This is a genomic window from Mesorhizobium sp. WSM4307 (assembly GCF_007003945.1).
Taxonomy (GTDB): Bacteria; Pseudomonadota; Alphaproteobacteria; order Rhizobiales; family Rhizobiaceae; genus Mesorhizobium.
Genome location: NZ_VFTB01000012.1, coordinates 70,278 through 87,907 on the forward strand (window position 1 = coordinate 70,278; position 17,630 = coordinate 87,907).

The following is a 17,630-nucleotide window of genomic DNA, read 5'->3' on the forward strand; positions in this document are numbered from 1 at the left end:
TTTGGAAGCATAACTCAAAAATTGATAAAAGGGAAACTTTTGGGAAAGTGTTAAAACTGCGACTCGACTCCAGGGCTAAAACGCAGGATTATGCGAACAAATCAGGAACAAATGGGGTGGAGTGGCAATGGCATTGCCGGGCAGGAAACCAGTCATCGCGCATGTCGTCTCGATATCGGTCGAGTGCGCCGATTGCGGCCGCAACAGATGGTGGAAACCGGATGAACTCCGGCGTTTCGGGGTGACGGGCAGCACGCCGCTGGCGGAGCTTTCTGGCCGCATCGTCTGCTCGGCCTGCCGCGCCGACGGGCTGCCGGGCACGGCGATCTCGATCCAGGCGGCCTTCCTCGACGAGCGCCAGCGCGTGCGCAGCGAAGCGCAGATGCTGAGCGAGCGCGAGGTGCTGGTGGAGGGGGCGAGGCGGGCTTGAGGGGGCTGGTTCTTCCTTCTCCCACAAGGAGAGAAGGAAAGAGGGCCTAATATCCCAGCAATTCCTTCAGCGGGATGACCCGCCAGACATGCTTGATCGCATAGCGGTTGAAGGTCAGCGTCTTGGGCGGATTGTATTGCTCGACCACCAGCTCGCCCGCCGTGCGCTTGACCAGTTTCTTGATGAAGGCCTTGCCGTTGCGCTCGTTTTCTTCCGGGAACGTCTCGATCACCACATGGTCGCCGGGGATCGCGTCGCGGCCGCCGCAATAGATGAGGTCGCCGGGTTCGTAGCGCGGCACCATGGAGTCGCTCAGCACATGCAGCGCGAAGACTTTCGGCAGGTTGCGCACGCCCGGCGGGCGCTGGACATAGCCGGCGGGCTCGCCGTTGAAGGTGAAGTCGCCGTCATCGCCGCCGACCGCGGCGCCCAGCACCTCGATATCCATTGAGCCGGCGGGCATCGGGCCGGCATCGGTGACGATCTCGGCGTCGGCCACCGGGCCGGCATCGTCGAGGAAGACGACCTGCCCTTGGCCGAGCGCGACGGGGTCGACGCGCAGGAAGGCGGCGGTCTTCAGAAGGTTCTCGGTCTTGGGCAGGTTGCGGCCGGTTTCCCAATTGCCGACGGCGGCGACATCGGTGTCGTTGTGCTCGGCAATGTGGCGCATGACCAGGCCGCGCTGCTTGCGCGCCTGGCGTATCGCCGCCCCGACCTTGATCGACAGTTCCGTTTTGGCCATGGCACCCATGTGAGCGATGAAAGCGGCTCTCGTCTATGAAAGAATGGCTTGCATATATTTTTGAGTTATGCTTATATCCGGCCATGCAAAACCTGTCCAGCTTTCATGGCGCGGTAGCGCCGGCCTCACGCGAGGCAAACAAGGCGACCTATGTCGCCGCCCTTCCGTCCCGGCCGTCCTCCTCCCCGGCCGGGGCGAAGCCCGAGCGCCTTGATGCCTCGGGTCCGGCCCGCCCGTCCCCGGCGGCCGGAACGGCCGGAGCCGCCGCTCCCCTCGGCTCCGGCCCCCAATTCGACCGGCCCGTTTTGTCCGCCGGTCCTTATGCGCGCTCCTGCATCAGCAGGCAGGACGGCACCGTCATCCTGCTCGAACCGATGACGGGCAGGGCGGTTTTCGCTCCCGACAGGAAGACCGCCGGGGCGCGACTGGCGCGCCTGGCCGCCGGGCACGCGATCCGCTCCGGCTGATCCGGCCCGCGAGCCGGCTTTCGCACCGAACCACCCTGACCGTGGCCCGGACCGGGCCGAACCCTGACGCCTGGCCGACGGGGCGCTCTCGAGCGCTGCCGAAGGCGGACCCCTGGATGGAGCCTGGAGATGGCAAGCTACAGCGACGCCGAACTGCAAGAGATCGCCCGCTGGCTGGAGGAGGGGCTTTCGGCCTCGAGGATCGCGGCGGCGTTCAGCGCGCTGCGCGACAGCCCGGTGTCACGCAACGCCATCATCGGCATCGTCCACCGCAACGCCATGCTGGGCGCGATCGGCTTTGCCAATGGCCGTGGGATGCCGCCGGCCGCGAGACAAGCCGCCGGCGAGCAAGCAATATGCAAGCCGGCGGCCGCAAAGCAGGCAAATGGCAAGCCCAGCGGCAAGGCAGTGGCGCAACAACGCGCCGGCGTCCATGCCGCCGGGGGCGCGCGCAGGAACAAGGCGCGGACCAGGCGCGATCCCTCGCCAGCGTGGCTGCCGCCGCGCCTGTTCGTGCGCGAGGTGGGCGTGCTGATCGCCGATGGCGAGGCCTACCGTCTACAGGTGCCGGCGCCGCAGCGCGGGCCGATCGGCCGCCAGCCGCATGGTGTGGCGATGCGCTTCATCGACTGCCTGTTCGACCGCTGCCGCGCGCCGCTCGATCTCACGCTGGAAGAGGATCCGGAGAACGAGGCGCCGGGCGGCCGGCCCGGCGCCGACATGCTGTGCTGCGGCATGCGAACGAAAGCGCAGAAAAGCTACTGCGGCTACCACCAGGCGCGGTTTCAGCGGCGGGTTTGCCAGTGAGCTTATTTCGGTATCTGCCGGCCCTGCTTGGGCATGCGGCTTTGCACGCTGCGTGCCTCGAGCCGCATGGCCGGGCCGCCTTCGGCAACCAGGATGCCGGAGACGCGGGCAAAGCCGGTGAACACCTTAATCGCATCGGATTCGGAGATCTGCGCGGCGATCGCGGCACTGCAGGCGTTGAGCGCGCTGCGGTAGACGTGACCGCGCCGCTCGATCGGCCAGCGCTGCAGGAAATCGGCGGCATCGCTGACGCTGTCGATCTCCTCGACATGTCCTTCCAGGCTTACTTTGAGCGGCACTCCGGTTTTCAGCGTACCCACGGCGTTCACCTTCGATCTCAGCGAGACTATAAAGCCCGCGCTTATAAACGCGCAAGGCCGCCACGCGGTTGCATCGCCCCGGCGTCACGGGCCGGCGGCGGCGTCGAGCCAGTCATGCGCGCGGCTTCTCGGCTTCACCACCAAGATGCCCTGTTGCCTGGCGGCCTTGCTGAAGGCCTCGAAGGCGGTGCGCGGGCAGCAACTGCCCTCGACCGCCAGGCGGACCAGCCTTGCGGCTTCGATGTAGGCGGGTGCGGTCTTGTCGGGCCATTGCTGTCGCAATGCCGTTTCGGCGTCGGCCACCGAGCCGACCAGCATGGTCTTGTTGTTGCAAAAGCGCAGCGTAATCGGCATGAACGCCGTCATCGGCAAACCTCCCCTTTGCATCGACGCGTCATAACGTGCGGGCCGGCGGCTGGTTCCATTAGCTTGCGTGCAGGCATGGTATGAGCGAGCGGCCCTTCATGCAGCTCTACGTCTCCGATTTCGTCGGCGACACCTTGCAACTCTCCACCGAGCAGATCGGCGCCTACATGCTCATCCTGATGGCGATGTGGAACGCCGGCGGCCGGCTGCCCGATGACGACGCCAAGCTCGCGCGGGTCGCGCGCCTTTCCCTGAAAAGATGGCGCGCCATCAGCGCCGATCTGTTGGGTTTCTTCGAGCGCGAGGCGGGCGAGATCGGCCACAAGAGGCTGACCAGGGAATTGCACAAGGCGCAGGTCAAAAGCGAGGCGAGGGCCGCCGCCGGCGCACGCGGCGGTGCCGTCACCGCCTTGAAAACAAAGGCGCATGGGGCGGCAAGTGCCGGCGCTTTGCCGCGGCATTCTCCAGACTCCAGAAACCAGAGTGAAAAAGCTTCCGCTTTTTTAGGCGAAAACAACAGGCATGTTTCGGCGCAAGGACAACGAGAGCCGTTCTGTCGCGACGGTGCGCAGCGTTCTTCATCGCGCGCGGCCAGTTCCAAGAAACCGCCCGGCTGGCAGCGGCCGAGAACCCATGCCGACGCCGCCAACGCCATCATCGAGGAGATCCGCAGCCATGACCGCAGCCGAACTGCAGCAGGCGACGAAGGCGCTGGCCGCGATGTTCTCATGCTTCCCGCAATCCGCCCTGACTGACGTCGAGATGCAGATGCGCGGCTATCTCGGCGCGGTGCGTGACGCCGAGCTTGCCGATCTGCAGGCCGCCATCCAGCGCTTCGTGCGCGGCGAGGTGAGGATCGGCAACGCCCAGTTCTGCCCGTCGAGCGCGCAGCTCTGCATCGAAGTGCGGGAGCGGAAAACGATGCGCGAGCTGATGGCGCGGCGGGCGGTGCAAGCGCCCGCGAATCTGGTGACGGGATGATCAGACAGGTCGGTGGGACAGCGCCCCCCTCTGGCCTGCCGGCCATCTCCCCCACGGGTGGGGAGATTGGCAGCGTCGCCGGCGCCGCCTTTCCTGCAACGCTGATGATTGGCGAAAGCCGACACGACATCTGATCTCCCCCCTCGTGGGGGAGATGCCTGGCAGGGCAGAGGGGGGCGCTGCCCCGCCGACCTTTCCAAAAACACCACACCCCAAACCCAAGGAGCCACTCCATGCCCAAAAAAGCCAAAGCCGCCAAACCGCAGGCGCCGAAATTGCCGAAGGGCGAGGCAGAGCAAGTGCGCATACGTCGCGAGCTCGGCCATGATTTCGCGCTTAGCGACGACACCTTCGGCCGCAAGCGGCTGGCCGCCGGCACGGCTGAAGCGCGGCGCGTCTACGAGGTGTCGAATGACGGCTACACGTCCACCGGCGGCATCGTGCGGGTGCGCAATGTCGACCCGCTCGTCGGCATCACCTCGCTGTCGCGCCAGCAGCGCGAGGCCGGCCAGCGCTACCGCGAGGATTTCCAGTGCAGCCAGCAGGCGAGCGTGAAGCCGATGCGCTGGAGCGAGCGCGTCGATAGCGGCCGCCATGGCGGCGGCATCGCTGACAGCGTGCTCGACGCCGGCCGCGCGCATGCCGCCGCCACAAGGGCGCTGGGGCATTGGGAGGTCGTGGCGGTGGTGCGGCAAGTCTGCTGCGCGGGCGGCTCGATCAAGAGCCTGGCGGAGCAGACGGGCGAGGGGCGCGATGTGGTGACGAAGCTGTTGAAGGTGGGGCTCGACCTGCTGGCGGTGCATTATGGGATGATGATGGGGCGCGGATAGCGCCGCTGTCATCCGGGAGCGATGCGCAAGCGAATGTCAAAGGGCAATCCGGCCGGCATGGTGCCAGCCGGATCAAGTCGCAAGTCAGTTCCTGCACACGCGGACTGTTTCGATGACGCGATGGTGGTGACGCCAGTGCCTGATCACCTCGGTGTGACAGCGGCGATGGTACATGCCGTAGTAACGGTGATGGTACATGCCGTAGTAACGCGGCCGGTAGCCTTCGTCATACATACTGTATCGGCCATAGTAGCCGTCGTTGTTATAGTCGCGATAATGATGACGATATCTGGGAACATAATAGTCGTCGTCATAGCCGTTGCCGATGCCAAGCGTGATGCTGGCGGCATTCGCCGGTGAAATCACCGACACGGCCGACGCAATCGCGATCACGGATGCGAGCAAGAGTTTCTTCATGACAACCTCCTCTTCAAGGTCTGCCTAATAAACGCCGCCGGCGCGGCCCTGTTCCCATGAAGCCGGTAAACCAATGTTTCTCACCGTGACGGCGACAGGCGGGGGAATGCGCAGGATCGAGCGCGTCGTCGGGATAGGCTGGCCAACGGGCAGGTCCGCCCTTGGGGCCGCAAGGCCAATCCGGGTCTGCGAGGGCGCCGACTTAGCGCCCCCCCCCAACGCGGCGGCTCACGCCTTTTTCAGGAATTCGGTTTTCAGCACCAGGCCCTTCACCTGCTTGGTGTTGCATTCGATCTCGCCTGGATTGCCGGTGAGGCGGATGTTCTTCACCAGCGTGCCCCGCTTGATCGTCTCCGATGTGCCCTTGACCTTCAGGTCCTTGATCAGGGTCACGGAGTCCCCCTCGTTCAACTGGCTGCCGTTGCTGTCTCTCACGATCGGGTCTGTCATGTCTTTCTCTTCTGCGCGGGGCCGGGTGAGCGCGGGCTTAAGGCTTCGACCGCCACCTCGTCAATGCGCTGCCGGGCCAAATCGCCGGGCTGTTGCGGTCAGACGCCGCTGTCTCGACCTCAAACCTAAGGCGCGCCGCGTTGAAGCTGGATCCACTTTTGCACGACATGCATTGGAGCGGGTTATCGTCCATGGAAAGGCCGACCCGATCTATCTCTTTGTTTTTCTTGAAATTCCGAACGGAGAATTGCTCTAGAACAGCGCCTTCTCCAGCGGCCCCTCCAAGGTCTCGGCAAAGGCCGTCGCCAGATGATGCCGGTCACGGAATGCCAGTTTGCCTGATATGAACACGTGGCACTGTGTGGGGCCGCAGAAGCGGTCGGTGAGGTCGACATAGCGCGTGTCGGGCACGCTCTTGACCACGGCGCGCTCTTGCGCCGCCGCGCCGTCATTGGCGGCCTCAGCCCGCGGCGTGTCGCAGCGCGAGGGCGCCTCGCGCCACCATAGGGCGCGCGCCACGCAGGAATCGGCGAAACTGTCGCCGATCGGCGTGTCGCGGATGACGGCGGTCTCGACGCCGGCCTGGCTGAAGGCATGCAGTGTGGAGCGCAGGCCGGCCTGCCAGCGCGCCGTCTCGGCCTTGCGGCCGTCGGCGGGCATGTCGCGCGTCAGATTGCCGATCGAGAATTCCGAGATCACCACAAGGCGCGGCTTGCGGCGGATGATGTCGGCGATCGCCTGTTCGCGCCAGGCGTCGCATTCGGTGTAGTCGCGCTTCAGCACGGTGTTGAAGGTCGACAGACGCGAGGCGCGGCACGAGGATTTGAGATAAGTGATTACCTTGGTGTCGTTGCGCCTGGCAGCCTCGACCAGCGGGGTCGACCAATGGTCGGCGTGCGAATCGCCGAACAGCACGATGGTGTGGGCGGCGTCGGCCGGGCCGAAGGTGCAGGGTTTCGGCTTCACCGTGTGGAAGTCGAGCAGGCAGTTCTTGTCCACGGAACGCGCGATGGAGGGCTGTTCGGCGGCCTGTTCGATGCCGCGCTGGGCGGGGTCGATGTTGCGAGTCGCCAGATGCGCATTGGCATAGGCCGCCGCCACGCCCACGCCGGTCAGCGCCAGCGCGGGAACCAGAGCAATTCCGGGAAAAGTGTGAAGCGGTTTTCCCTGGGGAATTGCGGCAAAACGAACCGCACGCGCGCCCGCCGTCAGCCAGCCGCCGCGCCGCGCCGGGTTCTCGATCAAATGATAGGTGAGGAATGCCAGCGCCAGCGCCAGCGCGCCGCAGCCGAGGCGCTGGAGGACGCTGAGATCCGGCACCAGCATGCCGGCATAGACGATGACCGGCCAGTGCCAGAGATAGAGCGAATAAGAGAGCGTGCCGACCCATTGCAGAGGCGGCAGCGACAGCGCGGCGGCGGGCGTCAGGGCCTGCCGACGGGCCGGGCCCGCTGCCTGCTGGTTGTGTTCTTCGCCGGCGCCGCTCAGCAGCAGCAGCACCGTGCCGGCCACCGGCAGCAGCGCGTACCAGCCGGGGAAGGGCAGGTCTTCGCTCAAGCAGAGATAGGCCGTCGCGATCAGCGCCAGGCCGAGCCAGCCCTGCGCTGTTCGCAGCCATGGCCGCTGTTGCCACAAGGCCGCCGGGGCCAGCGTCGCCATGCCGCCGGCGGCGAACTCCCAGGCGCGCAGCGGCGAGAAGTAGAAGGCCCAGGCCGGCGAGAGGCTGGTCAGCCACAGGCAGGCGGCGAAGGAGGCGAGGCCGGCGACGCCGATCACCACGACAGCCATGCGCCGACCCGGGCGCAGCCAGGCGGCCAACAGCAGCAGCGCCGGCCAGACGAGATAGAACTGCTCTTCCACCGACAGCGACCAGAAGTGGATGAAGGGGTTGCTCAAGGCGTCCGCGGCGAAATAATCGAACGACCAGCGCAGCAGCCACAGATTGATGGCATAGGCCGAGGCGAACATGGCGCCGCGCGAATAGAGCGCCTGCTCTTGCGGCGCCAGGATGAAATAGCCGAGGCCAAGCGTCGCCAGGATCACGAACAGGGCCGCCGGCAAGAGGCGCCGGGCGCGCCGCGCATAGAAGCGCCAGAGGTCAAGCCGGCCGGTCTCGGTGATCTCGCCCATAAGGTGCGTGGTGATCAGCCAGCCGGAGATGACGAAGAAGATGTCGACGCCGGCAAAGCCGCCGGGGAGGGCCGAGAGGCCGAAATGATAGGCCACGACGCCGCCGACCGCCAGCGCGCGCAATCCTTGTATATCAGGCCGAAACGATGCCGCCACGACAGCTCCTTCGTTACTTCAAGCCCGCCCCGCATCGCGGCCTGGTCGGCCGATATCGCAATGCAATATGCTTTTCGCAGTGCAACATGGCCAGAACAAGGAAAGGATTGGAGAGGACGGCGGCTTCGCCGACCGACACTCAGCCCGGCACCCGCGCTCTGCGCGCGGCGTAGAGGCCTGCCGCTGCCGCGAGGATAACCAAAGCGGAGAAAATCGCCAGCTTCTGTGCTGTCGCGCCCTGCGGGCCGAAGGCGACGGCATACATGGTGCGGCCGGGAATGAAGGTCAAAAGCCCGGTGATGATGAGGCCGAAAATGTAGGTGCCCTGCATGATGCGGCGGTGGGCGGCAATGTTGCCGCCGCGCGCCGCGCGCACGCCACGCCACAGCATCACCAGCACCAGCAGCGACAGAAGGTGGATCGGGCTGAACGGCCCCCACAGCCGGATCGTCCAGATGAACAGGCCGGAGCCGGCGACCGTCGCCATCAGCGCCACCCAGACGCTGCCAAGCGCGCGGTGCAGCCGGTCGCCCTTGGTGCGCCAGAGCTGCGCGGCGCCGAGCAGCAATGCGGCGATGGCGATCAGCGCGTGGAGCTGGATGACGGGCGAGGCGTTGAATAAAGGGCTGAGCGACATCGGTGTTCTCCGCGAGATGGCGGATTATCGCCGAGGGGGCGTTGAGGCGGCAAGGGTTTGCGGCGGCGACCGCTCAAATCCGCCGTCCACAAAACAGCCCCGCGAACGGGGCTGCTTTTCAACGGTATGGAGGCATCGTCTACTTGCTGCCGCCGATCTTTTTCACGTTGCTGCAGAATTCCGGATGGGTGTTGGTGGGGTTGGCGTTCTTGACCTCGTCGGCGCAGGCCGTCATCATCATCTTCTGGTCTTCGGGTGTCAGTGCTTTCCAGGCCTTGGTGAACTCGTCATCGCTGCGCATCTTCTTCATGGTGGAGTCCGTGTAGAAGGGCTGCATCTTGGCCGGATCGTCGAGAGCGGACGTGCCGCTGCCGCCCGATGCGGCGAGAGCCGAGCCGGCGACCATCGAAAGCGCTATGGCGCCAAGGCAGATCATCTTGATTTTCATGATAGGATCCTTCCCTGTTGCTTTGTGATCGTCTAAGCAACGATCAAGAGCGTAACGGCAGGATTTGGGTAAAAGTTCCAAATTTCCGGGCAAAATGAGCTCTACTTTTCTAAAATATATTATACGAAAGCTTGAATATGTCATACGAAAGCTTGAAAATTGTCGAGTTTTCACTCATACGCACAAGCGAAAGCCCATTTTGTTGTCGAATAGCCACGCAGTAACCTGCCCCCCCCCCCCGTGGACCGTGGCCGGCGTCGAAGGTCGGTCGGACGTCGCAGCGTCCAGCGATTTCAAAACTTCCCGGCTCTGGGATTGTTCCGCGCCGTCAGCCCCAAAAAGGCCCCACCGGCAGGACCGGCGGGGCATTGATCGGAGGTCTGCGATCGCCCGCGAGGCGATCGCTAAAGCAACGGGAAAGGCATGCGAAAAGTTTCACCGTTCCGGCGCCGGCTGTCGCCGATGCGGGTCTCAGCCGCTTGCTGCCCGGCGGCCCTGGCCGCGCCGGGCCAGAAGGTTCGCCACCACCAAAAGCACGATCGACAGCGCCATCATCAGCGTCGCGGCGGCAGTGATGGCGGGCGAGAGTTTTTCGCGCAGGCCGATGAACATTTCGAGCGGCATGGTGCGCTGGCCGGCGCTGGCCAGGAACTGCACCACCACCACCTCGTCGAAGGAGGTGACGAAGGCGAAGGCGGCGCCCGAAAGCACGCCGGGCAGGATCAGCGGCAGCATCACGCGGAAGAAGGCGGCCAGCGGTTTCGCGCCGGAAATGGCCGCGGCGCGCATCAGATTGCGGTCGAAGCCGGTGAGGCTGGCGCCGACGGTGACGACGACGAAGGGACTGGCAAGCGCGGTATGCGCCAGGATAATGCCGGTATAGGTGCTGGCCAGCCCAATGCGGGCGTAGAACAGGTACGAGCCGACGGCGGTGATCACCACGGGCACGATCAATGGTGACAGAAGCAGCGGCATGACGATGCGGCGGCCGGGAAATTTTTCGTTCGACAGCGCAATCGCCGTCAGCGTGCCCAGCGTGGTGGCGATCAGCGTCGTGCCGAAGGCGACGATCAGGCTGTTGCCGATCGCCGATTGCCAGCGCTGCGTGCCCACCACCACCTCATACCAGCGCGTCGACAGGCCCTCGAGCGGGAAGACGAAGAAGGCGCCGCTGTTGAACGAGAGCGGCACGGGGATGAGGATCGGCACCAGCAGGAACAGGATGACCAGCCCGCACCATAGCCAGAGCAGCGCCACGCGGATGCGTTCACCAGGAGTGGGGTAAGGCGAGAGCAGCATGGCTACACCATCTTCAGGCGCTCGAGGCCGAGGATGCGGGCGAAGATGCCGAACAGGGCCAGGGTGAAGACCAAGAGGATGAAGGAGAGCGCCGCCGCCATCTCCCAGTTCAGTTCGACATTGACGTAATTGGCGATGAAATTGCTGATCAGCTGGTCGCTGGCGCCGCCGATCAGCGCTGGGGTGATGTAGTAGCCGAGGCACAGGATGAAGGTGAGCAGGCAGCCGGCCATGACGCCGGGAAAGACCTGCGGGAGGTAGACGCGGCGGAAGGCGGTGAAGGGTTTGGCGCCGAGCGAATAGGCGGCCTTCATCTGCGAGGGCGCGATGGTGCGCATGACGGAGTAGATCGGCAGCAGCGTGAACGGCAGCTGGATATGCGTCATGGCGATGATCAGGCCGATGCGGCTGTACATCAAATCGAGCCGCTCGGAGGCGAAGCCGAGCCATAGGAGCAGGTCGTTGACCAGGCCGAATTTCTGCAAGAGCACCGTCCAGGCGGCCGTGCGCACCAGGATCGAGGTCCAGAACGGCAACAGCACCGCCACGATAAGGATCGCCGCCAGCCCCTTCGGCACGCTCGCAATGAGATAGGCGAGAGGAAAGCCGAGCAGCAGAGTGGCAATCGTGACGGCGGCGGCGACGAAAAAGGTGCGCAGGAACACCTGCAGGAAGATCGCCTGTTCGGGCGGCACCCGCTCAATGCCGCCATCGGCGTTCCATCGGAGGTCGAGGGCGCTCAACAGGTAAAACGAGGTGATGGCGTGGGTGCCGTTGGCAATGGTCGGCCATGTGGCGGGCGCCGACCAGAAAGGCACGGCTTTCATGATCTCGAGCGGCGACTTTCCGGCGGCGCCTTCGAGCTGGCGCACGGTCTTCAGCGCCTGGCTGCGGGCGCCGGGCAGCCGGGCGTTCAGCGCCTTGGCCAGTTCATAGGCGGTGCCCTTGGCCTGGCTTTCACTGAGATCGGCGGCGAGTGCTGTGAAGGCGGCGTCCGCAGGCAGGCCCTGGCCGTTCCAGCCGGCGAGGGCCACGCTAGTGCGCGGCAGTGCGTCGGCGATGGTCGGGTCGTAGACGGCGCGCGACAGCAGCAGCACGATCGGGATGCCGAAGCTCAGGGCTAGCAGCAGGAGCAGGGGCGCTGCCAGCGCCAGCGAACGCAGCCGGTCGCCGAATTCGGCGCGGTGCAGCGCCGCCGACGCGGTTCCGGGATCCGCGCCGGCGGCCGGCTGGCCGCGGGCCAGCGCGGGCCGGTCGAGTTCGCTGGGCTGCAGCGCCGACATGCTTACTGCGCCAGCCAGGCGTTGAAGCGCTTGACCAGGTCCTCGCCATAGTCGCCCCAGAACTCGGTGTCGGCGACGAGGTAGGCGCCGGCCAGATGGTCGGGCGCGTTGGGCAGTTTCGGCAAGGCGTCGGCCGCCACGAAGGAGGCCGCGTCGGTGCGCACCGGCCCATAGGTGATGTAGCTGGCGAGCTTGGCATTGTTTTCCGGCTTGGAGATATAGGCCAGGTATTTGTAGGCGAGATCCGGGTTCTTGGCGCCCTTCGGAATGGCGATCATGTCATATTCGAGGATCTGGTTGTTCCAGACGATCTTGAAGGGCTTCTTGTCGGTGTCGATGGCGTTCTGGATGCGGCCGTTCCAGGCGGTGGTCATCACCACTTCCTTGGAGGCGAGCAACTGCGACGGCTGCGCGCCGGCATCCCACCAGACGATGTCCTTCTTGATGGTGTCGAGCTTCTTGAAGGCGCGGTCGACGCCTTCGGGCGTCGCCAGCACCTTGTAGACGTCGGCGGGCGCCACGCCGTCGGCCATCAATGCCCATTCCAGGTTCTGCGCCGGGAATTTGCGCATGGCGCGTTTTCCCGGGAATTTCTTGGTGTCGAAGAGGTCGAGCACCGAGGTCGGCGCCTCCTTCAGCACGGTCGGGTCATAGGCGAGGATGTCGCCGTAAGCATCGAGGCCGACACCACAATCGAGCGCCGAACCCTCGATGAATTTGTCGCGCGGACCGATCTTGGAATAGTCGAGACGCTCCAGAATGCCGGCGTCGCAGCCCTGTAGCACGGTCGCGGTTTCGACCGTCACCAGGTCGATCGGCACGTTGCCGGTGTCGACCATGGCTTTGACCTTGCCGAGATCGCCGAGATATTCCTGCTCGAGGATCTTGGCGCCAGTTTCCTTGCTGAACGGCTCGAACCAGGCCTTGCGCTGGGCATCCTGCCAGGCGCCGCCGCTGGCCATGATCGACAATTCATCGGCGAGTGCCGCGTGGCCGATGCTGAACAGTGCGGTGGCCGCGGCGAAAGCGAGCATCCGGGTCTTTGCGATTTTCATTTTTCTTCCCCTGTTTTTGAGATGGATCTGTTCTTGGCTTGGTTCAGGATGGACCTATCCTGGCGGCGCCCGTTCCGGCATCGGTGGGAAAGGCGCGGCAGTCCTGGGGCGCGCAGGAGACCGTGACGGCCTCGCCATTGGCCATGGTCGCCTCGGGGCCAACCTTGACGGTCAGCACCTGGTCGTTGCCGAGCCTGGCCAGAAGCCGCAGGTGGTCGCCGAGATAGATGCGGCCGTCGACCGTCGCGGGCAGGGCGTTGGCGCCCGTCGGCATAAGGCTCAGCCGCTCGGGGCGGATGGCGACATGGCAGGCGGCTCCCTGCGCCACGCCGATGGCGAGCGCGGTCAGCTCGCCGCCGCCGGTGAGCCGCACACGGCATTCCTTGCCCGAAACGCGGTCGACGACGCCTTCCAGCGTGTTGTTCTCGCCGATGAAGCTCGCCACGAAGGAGCTTTGCGGGGCGTTGTAGAGATCGTCGGGCGAACCGAGCTGGGCGATGGCGCCATTGTTGAAGACGGCGACACGGTCCGACATGGTCAGCGCCTCGCTCTGGTCATGGGTGACGTAGACGATGGTGACACCGAGCATGGTGTGGATCTGCTTGATTTCGAGCTGCATGTGCTCGCGCAATTTCTTGTCGAGCGCGCCGAGCGGCTCGTCCATCAGCACCAGGCTCGGCTCGAACACCAGCGCGCGTGCCAGCGCCACGCGCTGTTGCTGGCCGCCGGAAAGCTGCGCCGGCTTGCGGTCGCCGAATTGCTTCAGCCGCACCATGTCCAGCGCGCGGCCGACGCGGCCGGCAATGTCGGCCTTGCTCACCTGGCGGACGGAGAGCGGGAAGGCGACGTTCTCCTCTACACTCATATGCGGGAACAGCGCGTAGTTCTGGAACACCATGCCGATGTTGCGCTGGTAGGGCGGCAGCCGGTCGACCGGCCTGCCTTCCAGCGTGATGGTGCCGCTGGTCGGCCGTTCGAAGCCGGCCAGCATGTTGAGCGTCGTCGTCTTGCCCGAACCCGAAGGGCCAAGCAGCGTCAGGAATTCGCCGCGCGCCACGCCGAGGTTCAGTCTGGTCACCGCGAAGGCGCGGCCGTCATAGGATTTCTCGACATCGACGAAATCGACGAAGGCCGAGGCTGGCGATGAGGGCAAAGCGGCCTGACGGGCGGCGCTCATCGTGCGCGATTCCGAAACGTGGCTGCTGAAGCACTATGCGGCTTGTGATGCATGTTTCCGTCCCATTGGAAGCCCGCATCTCGGCGGGTCGTCCAAACTTGTATGCTCACACAATCAATCTGAATTCGAGCATAGATGCATACAACTTTGGGCGTCAAGCCGATATTTGTTGCGATTGTGTGATATTTCCTAACCGACAAAGCCGGATTGATGTCACACAAGTGCTATTGTCCGGCGAATTGTCTTATGCTAATCCCTCGACAAAGCCGAAGGCCCGAATCCATCCAGCATGCTCAGCGATCTCCGCCTTACCGAGGATGAAAATCCGGTCTATCGCCGTCTCGCCGACGCGATCGCCGAGCGCATTGCCGCCGGCACGCTCGCGGTTGGCGACCGGCTGCCGCCGCAGCGCGACATAGCACGGGCGCTCGGCATCAACGTCACCACGGTGACGCGGGCGCTGGCGACGCTGCAGCAGCGCGGCCTGCTGGAAGCGCGGCCGGGGCGGGGCACCACGGTCGCCGCCAGGCAGGCCGGCGAACGGCCCGGCTTCGTCTCGGCGCCGAGCGACGAAAGCGGCATCATCGACCTCTCGGTCAACCGGCCGGCCACCTCGGCCTATCTTGACGCGCTGGCGGCTCTCTTGCCGCGTCTGCCCAGGGATCCGCACTATGCCTCGCTGCAGGATTACCATCCGCCGGAAGGGCCGCTCTGGGCACGCGCGGCGATCGCTGACTGGCTGAAGCCCGTTGCCGGCGACGGCGATCCCGGCCGGGTGGTGCTGGCGGCCGGTGCCCAGCATGGGCTCGACTGCCTGCTTGGCGCGGTGACGCGGCAGGGCGAGGTGATGCTTGCAGACGAGGTGACCTATCAGGGCATCAACGCGCTCTGCCGGGTGCATGGGCTCGATCTCAGGGGCGTCGCCATGGATCGCGGCGGCATGCGGCCGGATGCTTTCGACGCCGCCTGCGCGCAGCTGCGCCCCCGCGCGGTATTCCTGGTGCCGACGCTGCACAATCCGACGACGATTACGCTCAGCGAAGCGCGCCGCCACGAGCTTGCGGCCGTGGCGCGCCGCCACAATGTGCTGATCATCGAGGATGACGTCTACCGGCCGCTGGCCGACGAGGCCTTGCCTTCCTTCGCCAGCCTGGAGCCGGAGCTGACGGTGCATATCGGCGCTCTGTCGAAATGCCTGGCGCCCGGCTTGCGGCTCGGCTTCGTCGTCGCGCCGCGCGCCATTGCCGGCCAGGTGGCGGCGGCTTTGCGCATCAATTGCTGGAGCATCAGCCCGCTGACCGCGCTGATCGGTGCGCGCATGATCGAGGACGGGGCAGCAGTGCGCATCATCGAGGTGCAGAAACAGGAACTGCGCCAGCGCCAGGCGATCCTGAGCGAAATCCTCGGCCGCTACGATGTGCAGAGCCAGCCGAGCGCCACCCATGCCTGGCTGCGCCTGCCCGAGCCGTGGCGCGGCGCCGGCTTTGCCCGCGCCTGCCTGGAACGCGGCGTCGCCTTGCTGCCGGGCGATGCCTTCGCCGTCGGCCGCGAGCCGGTCCAGCACGGCGTGCGCATCAATGTCGGGGCGGCGCGCTCACAGGACGATCTGCGCACCGCGCTGACCACCATGGCCGAGCTGCTGTCGGCCGGGCATCTGCAATTGCCGGGCTTTGTCTGATGCCCGCCGCCTGAAAGCGCGCTGCGGTTTTGGAACAAGGACAGGCATGGGGGAACAACAAGTGACAGTTTCGAAGAGTGTCGAGATCGCGGTGATCGGCGCCGGCGTGGTCGGGCTGGCGACGGCGCTGCGGCTGGCCAGCGACGGCCGCGAAGTCCTGCTCATCGATCGCAACGAACCGGGCTCGGGCGCCTCGTTTGGCAATGCCGGCACGCTGGCCGGATATGCCTGCATGCCGGTAGGCAATCCCGCTGTGCTGCGCGCGCTGCCGAAACTGCTTCTTGACGCCGACAGTCCCTTCTCGCTGCGCTTGAGCGCGCTCATGCATCTGGCGCCGTGGCTACTGCGGTTCGTCAGGCAATCGCTGCCGGCCGCCACTCATGCCAATGCGGTCGCGATGGCCGGGCTGCTGGCCGATTCCCTGCCGGCCTGGGAGGAGATGGCTGACGAGGCCGATGCCGCCGATCTGCTGCGCCGCAATGGCTGCCTTTATCTCTATCGTCGCCCGGGCGATCTTGCCGGCGGCGCGTCGAGCCGGGCGTTGCGCGCCGAATTCGGCATCGACCAGGCGGTGCTGAACCCCCAAGAAGTGGCGGCGCTGGAACCGAACCTGCCGGCGGTGCGGGGCGGCGGGCTGTTCTTTCCGCAATCGATGAACCTGACCGATCCCCCAACGATGATGGCGCGGCTGCTCAAGGCGGCGACGGACCGGGGCACCACCTTGCTGCGGGGCGAGGTGACAGGGCTGCGAGCCGATGCCAGTGGTGTCGACCTCAGCGGTCCCGGGCTGCGGCTGCGCGCCCACAAGGTGGTGATCGCCGCCGGTGCCTTCTCGCGCCCGCTGGCGGCGCGGGCCGGCGACCGCATCCCGCTGGAAACGGAGCGCGGCTATCACCTGGAATTTCCGACCGAAATGCCGCTGCTGACGCGCCCGGTGTGCCCGGTAGATCTCGGCTTCTACATGACGCCGATGGCCGGCCGGCTGCGCGTTGCCGGCACCGTCGAACTCGGCCGCCTGGCCTCGCCGCCCAATCCGCGCCGGCTGGCCCTGCTCGATCGCGGCGTGCGCCAATTCTTCCCCGCGCTCGGCCGGCCGTCGTCAAAATGGCTGGGCTTCCGCCCTTCGCTGCCGGATTCCAGGCCCGTCATCGGCCCGTCGCCCGGCAATGCGAACGTGATCTACGCCTTCGGCCATGGCCATCTCGGGCTGACGCTCTCGGCCGTCACCGCGCGGCTGGTTGGCGACCTCATCGCCGACCGGCGGGCCAACAGCGAAAGACTTGCGCCTTTCGCCGCCGGCCGGTTCTGACCTTCCGCCCTCGACATTTCGAGGCAATAGCTGATCGTCGATGGCTTTAGGATGCTTCATGCTTCTGCCTCGGCTGGATCAGCGCACGCGCCGCATCCGCGCCCGCGGCCAGGATGCGGTCCGACAAATCCGTTCCTTCCACTGCACGGGCCAATTGAAGGGTGCCGATAAGCGCGGCGAATACGCCCAACGCCACGCCTTCGCGATCGCGGGTGCGCGGCGGCAGGTCCTTGGCCAACTGGTGCACCAGGGTCAGCAGCTTTTCGGTGTAGAGGGCGCGCGTCTCGGGCGATTGACGCGCGATTTCCGGCAACAGCGCGGCGGACGCACAGCCGGTCGGCGGATGATCCCGGTGCTCGGGCGACAGATACATCGCCATCGCCAGTTCCAGGCCGCCTAAGGCCAGTGCCTGCTGCAATTGCTGCGACTGGGTTTCCAGTGCCGATGCCATGCTCTCGCGGACGAGGTCGGCCTTTGACTGGAAGTGCGGATAGAAAGCCCCGTTGGTCAGCCCGGCGTCTTTCATGATGGTTGCCAATCCGGACGCAGCGATGCCGTCACCGCGAAAACGGTTGGCGGCGACCTCCATGATCCGGCTGCGTGATGCGTCCTTCCGGCCCTTGTCATAGCGCATGATGGTTCCTTCTC

The 17,630-nt window shown here is 65.6% G+C and carries 21 protein-coding genes; 8 read left to right on the top strand and 13 right to left on the bottom strand.

Features of this window, described 5'->3' with window-relative positions; translation table 11 throughout:
- The first annotated feature begins 127 nt into the window (after window positions 1-127).
- The gene (locus FJV83_RS27430) at window positions 128-430 is read left to right on the top strand and encodes a hypothetical protein (RefSeq protein WP_095793853.1); all 303 of its coding nucleotides are present in this window, start codon (window positions 128-130) and stop codon (window positions 428-430) included.
- Window positions 431-476: 46 nt separating this feature from the next.
- Here FJV83_RS27430 and FJV83_RS27435 read toward each other — a convergent pair whose 3' ends face one another.
- The gene (locus tag FJV83_RS27435; RefSeq protein WP_095776039.1) at window positions 477-1,181 is read right to left on the bottom strand and encodes a helix-turn-helix transcriptional regulator; all 705 of its coding nucleotides are present in this window, start codon (window positions 1,179-1,181) and stop codon (window positions 477-479) included.
- A 74-nt stretch (window positions 1,182-1,255) separates the two neighbouring features.
- Here FJV83_RS27435 and FJV83_RS27440 point away from each other — a divergent pair, with 74 nt between their 5' ends.
- Window positions 1,256-1,639, top strand: coding sequence for a hypothetical protein (locus FJV83_RS27440; RefSeq protein ID WP_246691928.1), 384 nt, complete (start codon window positions 1,256-1,258; stop codon window positions 1,637-1,639).
- Window positions 1,640-1,768: 129 nt separating this feature from the next.
- Window positions 1,769-2,446: a GcrA family cell cycle regulator gene (locus tag FJV83_RS27445; RefSeq protein ID WP_142885476.1), complete on the top strand. Its 678-nt coding sequence runs from the start codon at window positions 1,769-1,771 to the stop codon at window positions 2,444-2,446.
- Between the two features lie 2 nt (window positions 2,447-2,448).
- On the opposite strand, the gene FJV83_RS27450 is transcribed toward FJV83_RS27445, so the two are convergent.
- A complete protein-coding gene (locus tag FJV83_RS27450) occupies window positions 2,449-2,775 on the bottom strand; it encodes a DUF982 domain-containing protein (RefSeq protein WP_179301167.1) in 327 nt (108 codons plus the stop codon).
- Between the two features lie 75 nt (window positions 2,776-2,850).
- A complete protein-coding gene (locus FJV83_RS27455; RefSeq protein ID WP_095789250.1) occupies window positions 2,851-3,132 on the bottom strand; it encodes a DUF982 domain-containing protein in 282 nt (93 codons plus the stop codon).
- An 80-nt stretch (window positions 3,133-3,212) separates the two neighbouring features.
- On the opposite strand from FJV83_RS27455, the gene FJV83_RS27460 reads away from it, so the two are divergent.
- The 3 genes from FJV83_RS27460 to FJV83_RS27475 all read left to right on the top strand — a co-directional run bounded on the left by FJV83_RS27460 (window position 3,213) and on the right by FJV83_RS27475 (window position 4,943).
- On the top strand, window positions 3,213-3,887 hold the full coding sequence (locus FJV83_RS27460; RefSeq protein WP_142885477.1) for a DUF1376 domain-containing protein: 675 nt from the start codon (window positions 3,213-3,215) through the stop codon (window positions 3,885-3,887).
- The gene (locus FJV83_RS27465; protein ID WP_142885478.1) at window positions 3,808-4,113 is read left to right on the top strand and encodes a hypothetical protein; all 306 of its coding nucleotides are present in this window, start codon (window positions 3,808-3,810) and stop codon (window positions 4,111-4,113) included. The genes FJV83_RS27460 and FJV83_RS27465 overlap by 80 nt, the downstream gene beginning before the upstream one ends.
- 233 nt (window positions 4,114-4,346) lie before the next feature.
- A complete protein-coding gene (locus FJV83_RS27475) occupies window positions 4,347-4,943 on the top strand; it encodes a DUF6456 domain-containing protein (RefSeq protein ID WP_142885479.1) in 597 nt (198 codons plus the stop codon).
- A gap of 84 nt (window positions 4,944-5,027) precedes the next feature.
- Here the strand turns inward: FJV83_RS27475 and FJV83_RS27480 are convergent, their stop codons facing one another.
- From FJV83_RS27480 to FJV83_RS27520, 9 genes are all read right to left on the bottom strand, one after another.
- Window positions 5,028-5,360 (bottom strand): hypothetical protein, encoded by a 333-nt coding sequence (locus FJV83_RS27480; protein WP_142885480.1) that lies wholly within the window; start codon window positions 5,358-5,360, stop codon window positions 5,028-5,030.
- 228 nt (window positions 5,361-5,588) lie between these two features.
- Entirely contained in the window at window positions 5,589-5,810 is a 222-nt protein-coding gene (locus FJV83_RS27485; protein WP_095776030.1) for an alkylphosphonate utilization protein, read from the bottom strand.
- A gap of 252 nt (window positions 5,811-6,062) precedes the next feature.
- The gene (locus FJV83_RS27490) at window positions 6,063-8,096 is read right to left on the bottom strand and encodes an acyltransferase family protein (RefSeq protein ID WP_142885481.1); all 2,034 of its coding nucleotides are present in this window, start codon (window positions 8,094-8,096) and stop codon (window positions 6,063-6,065) included.
- Window positions 8,097-8,235: 139 nt separating this feature from the next.
- Complete coding sequence (locus FJV83_RS27495) at window positions 8,236-8,733, bottom strand: DUF2306 domain-containing protein (protein WP_142885482.1); 498 nt, start codon at window positions 8,731-8,733, stop codon at window positions 8,236-8,238.
- Between the two features lie 139 nt (window positions 8,734-8,872).
- Window positions 8,873-9,181, bottom strand: coding sequence for a hypothetical protein (locus tag FJV83_RS27500; RefSeq protein WP_095789253.1), 309 nt, complete (start codon window positions 9,179-9,181; stop codon window positions 8,873-8,875).
- A 471-nt stretch (window positions 9,182-9,652) separates the two neighbouring features.
- Window positions 9,653-10,480 (bottom strand): ABC transporter permease, encoded by an 828-nt coding sequence (locus tag FJV83_RS27505; RefSeq protein ID WP_142885483.1) that lies wholly within the window; start codon window positions 10,478-10,480, stop codon window positions 9,653-9,655.
- A 2-nt stretch (window positions 10,481-10,482) separates the two neighbouring features.
- The gene (locus tag FJV83_RS27510; RefSeq protein ID WP_142885484.1) at window positions 10,483-11,763 is read right to left on the bottom strand and encodes an ABC transporter permease; all 1,281 of its coding nucleotides are present in this window, start codon (window positions 11,761-11,763) and stop codon (window positions 10,483-10,485) included.
- Between the two features lie 2 nt (window positions 11,764-11,765).
- The gene (locus FJV83_RS27515; protein WP_095775059.1) at window positions 11,766-12,818 is read right to left on the bottom strand and encodes an ABC transporter substrate-binding protein; all 1,053 of its coding nucleotides are present in this window, start codon (window positions 12,816-12,818) and stop codon (window positions 11,766-11,768) included.
- Between the two features lie 43 nt (window positions 12,819-12,861).
- Window positions 12,862-13,995: an ABC transporter ATP-binding protein gene (locus FJV83_RS27520; protein ID WP_142885485.1), complete on the bottom strand. Its 1,134-nt coding sequence runs from the start codon at window positions 13,993-13,995 to the stop codon at window positions 12,862-12,864.
- A 289-nt stretch (window positions 13,996-14,284) separates the two neighbouring features.
- Here FJV83_RS27520 and FJV83_RS27525 point away from each other — a divergent pair, with 289 nt between their 5' ends.
- A complete protein-coding gene (locus FJV83_RS27525; protein WP_142885486.1) occupies window positions 14,285-15,673 on the top strand; it encodes a PLP-dependent aminotransferase family protein in 1,389 nt (462 codons plus the stop codon).
- A gap of 61 nt (window positions 15,674-15,734) precedes the next feature.
- On the top strand, window positions 15,735-16,982 hold the full coding sequence (locus FJV83_RS27530; protein WP_142885487.1) for an FAD-dependent oxidoreductase: 1,248 nt from the start codon (window positions 15,735-15,737) through the stop codon (window positions 16,980-16,982).
- A 46-nt stretch (window positions 16,983-17,028) separates the two neighbouring features.
- On the opposite strand, the gene FJV83_RS27535 is transcribed toward FJV83_RS27530, so the two are convergent.
- The gene (locus tag FJV83_RS27535) at window positions 17,029-17,616 is read right to left on the bottom strand and encodes a TetR/AcrR family transcriptional regulator (protein ID WP_142885488.1); all 588 of its coding nucleotides are present in this window, start codon (window positions 17,614-17,616) and stop codon (window positions 17,029-17,031) included.
- Between the last annotated feature and the right edge of the window lie 14 nt (window positions 17,617-17,630).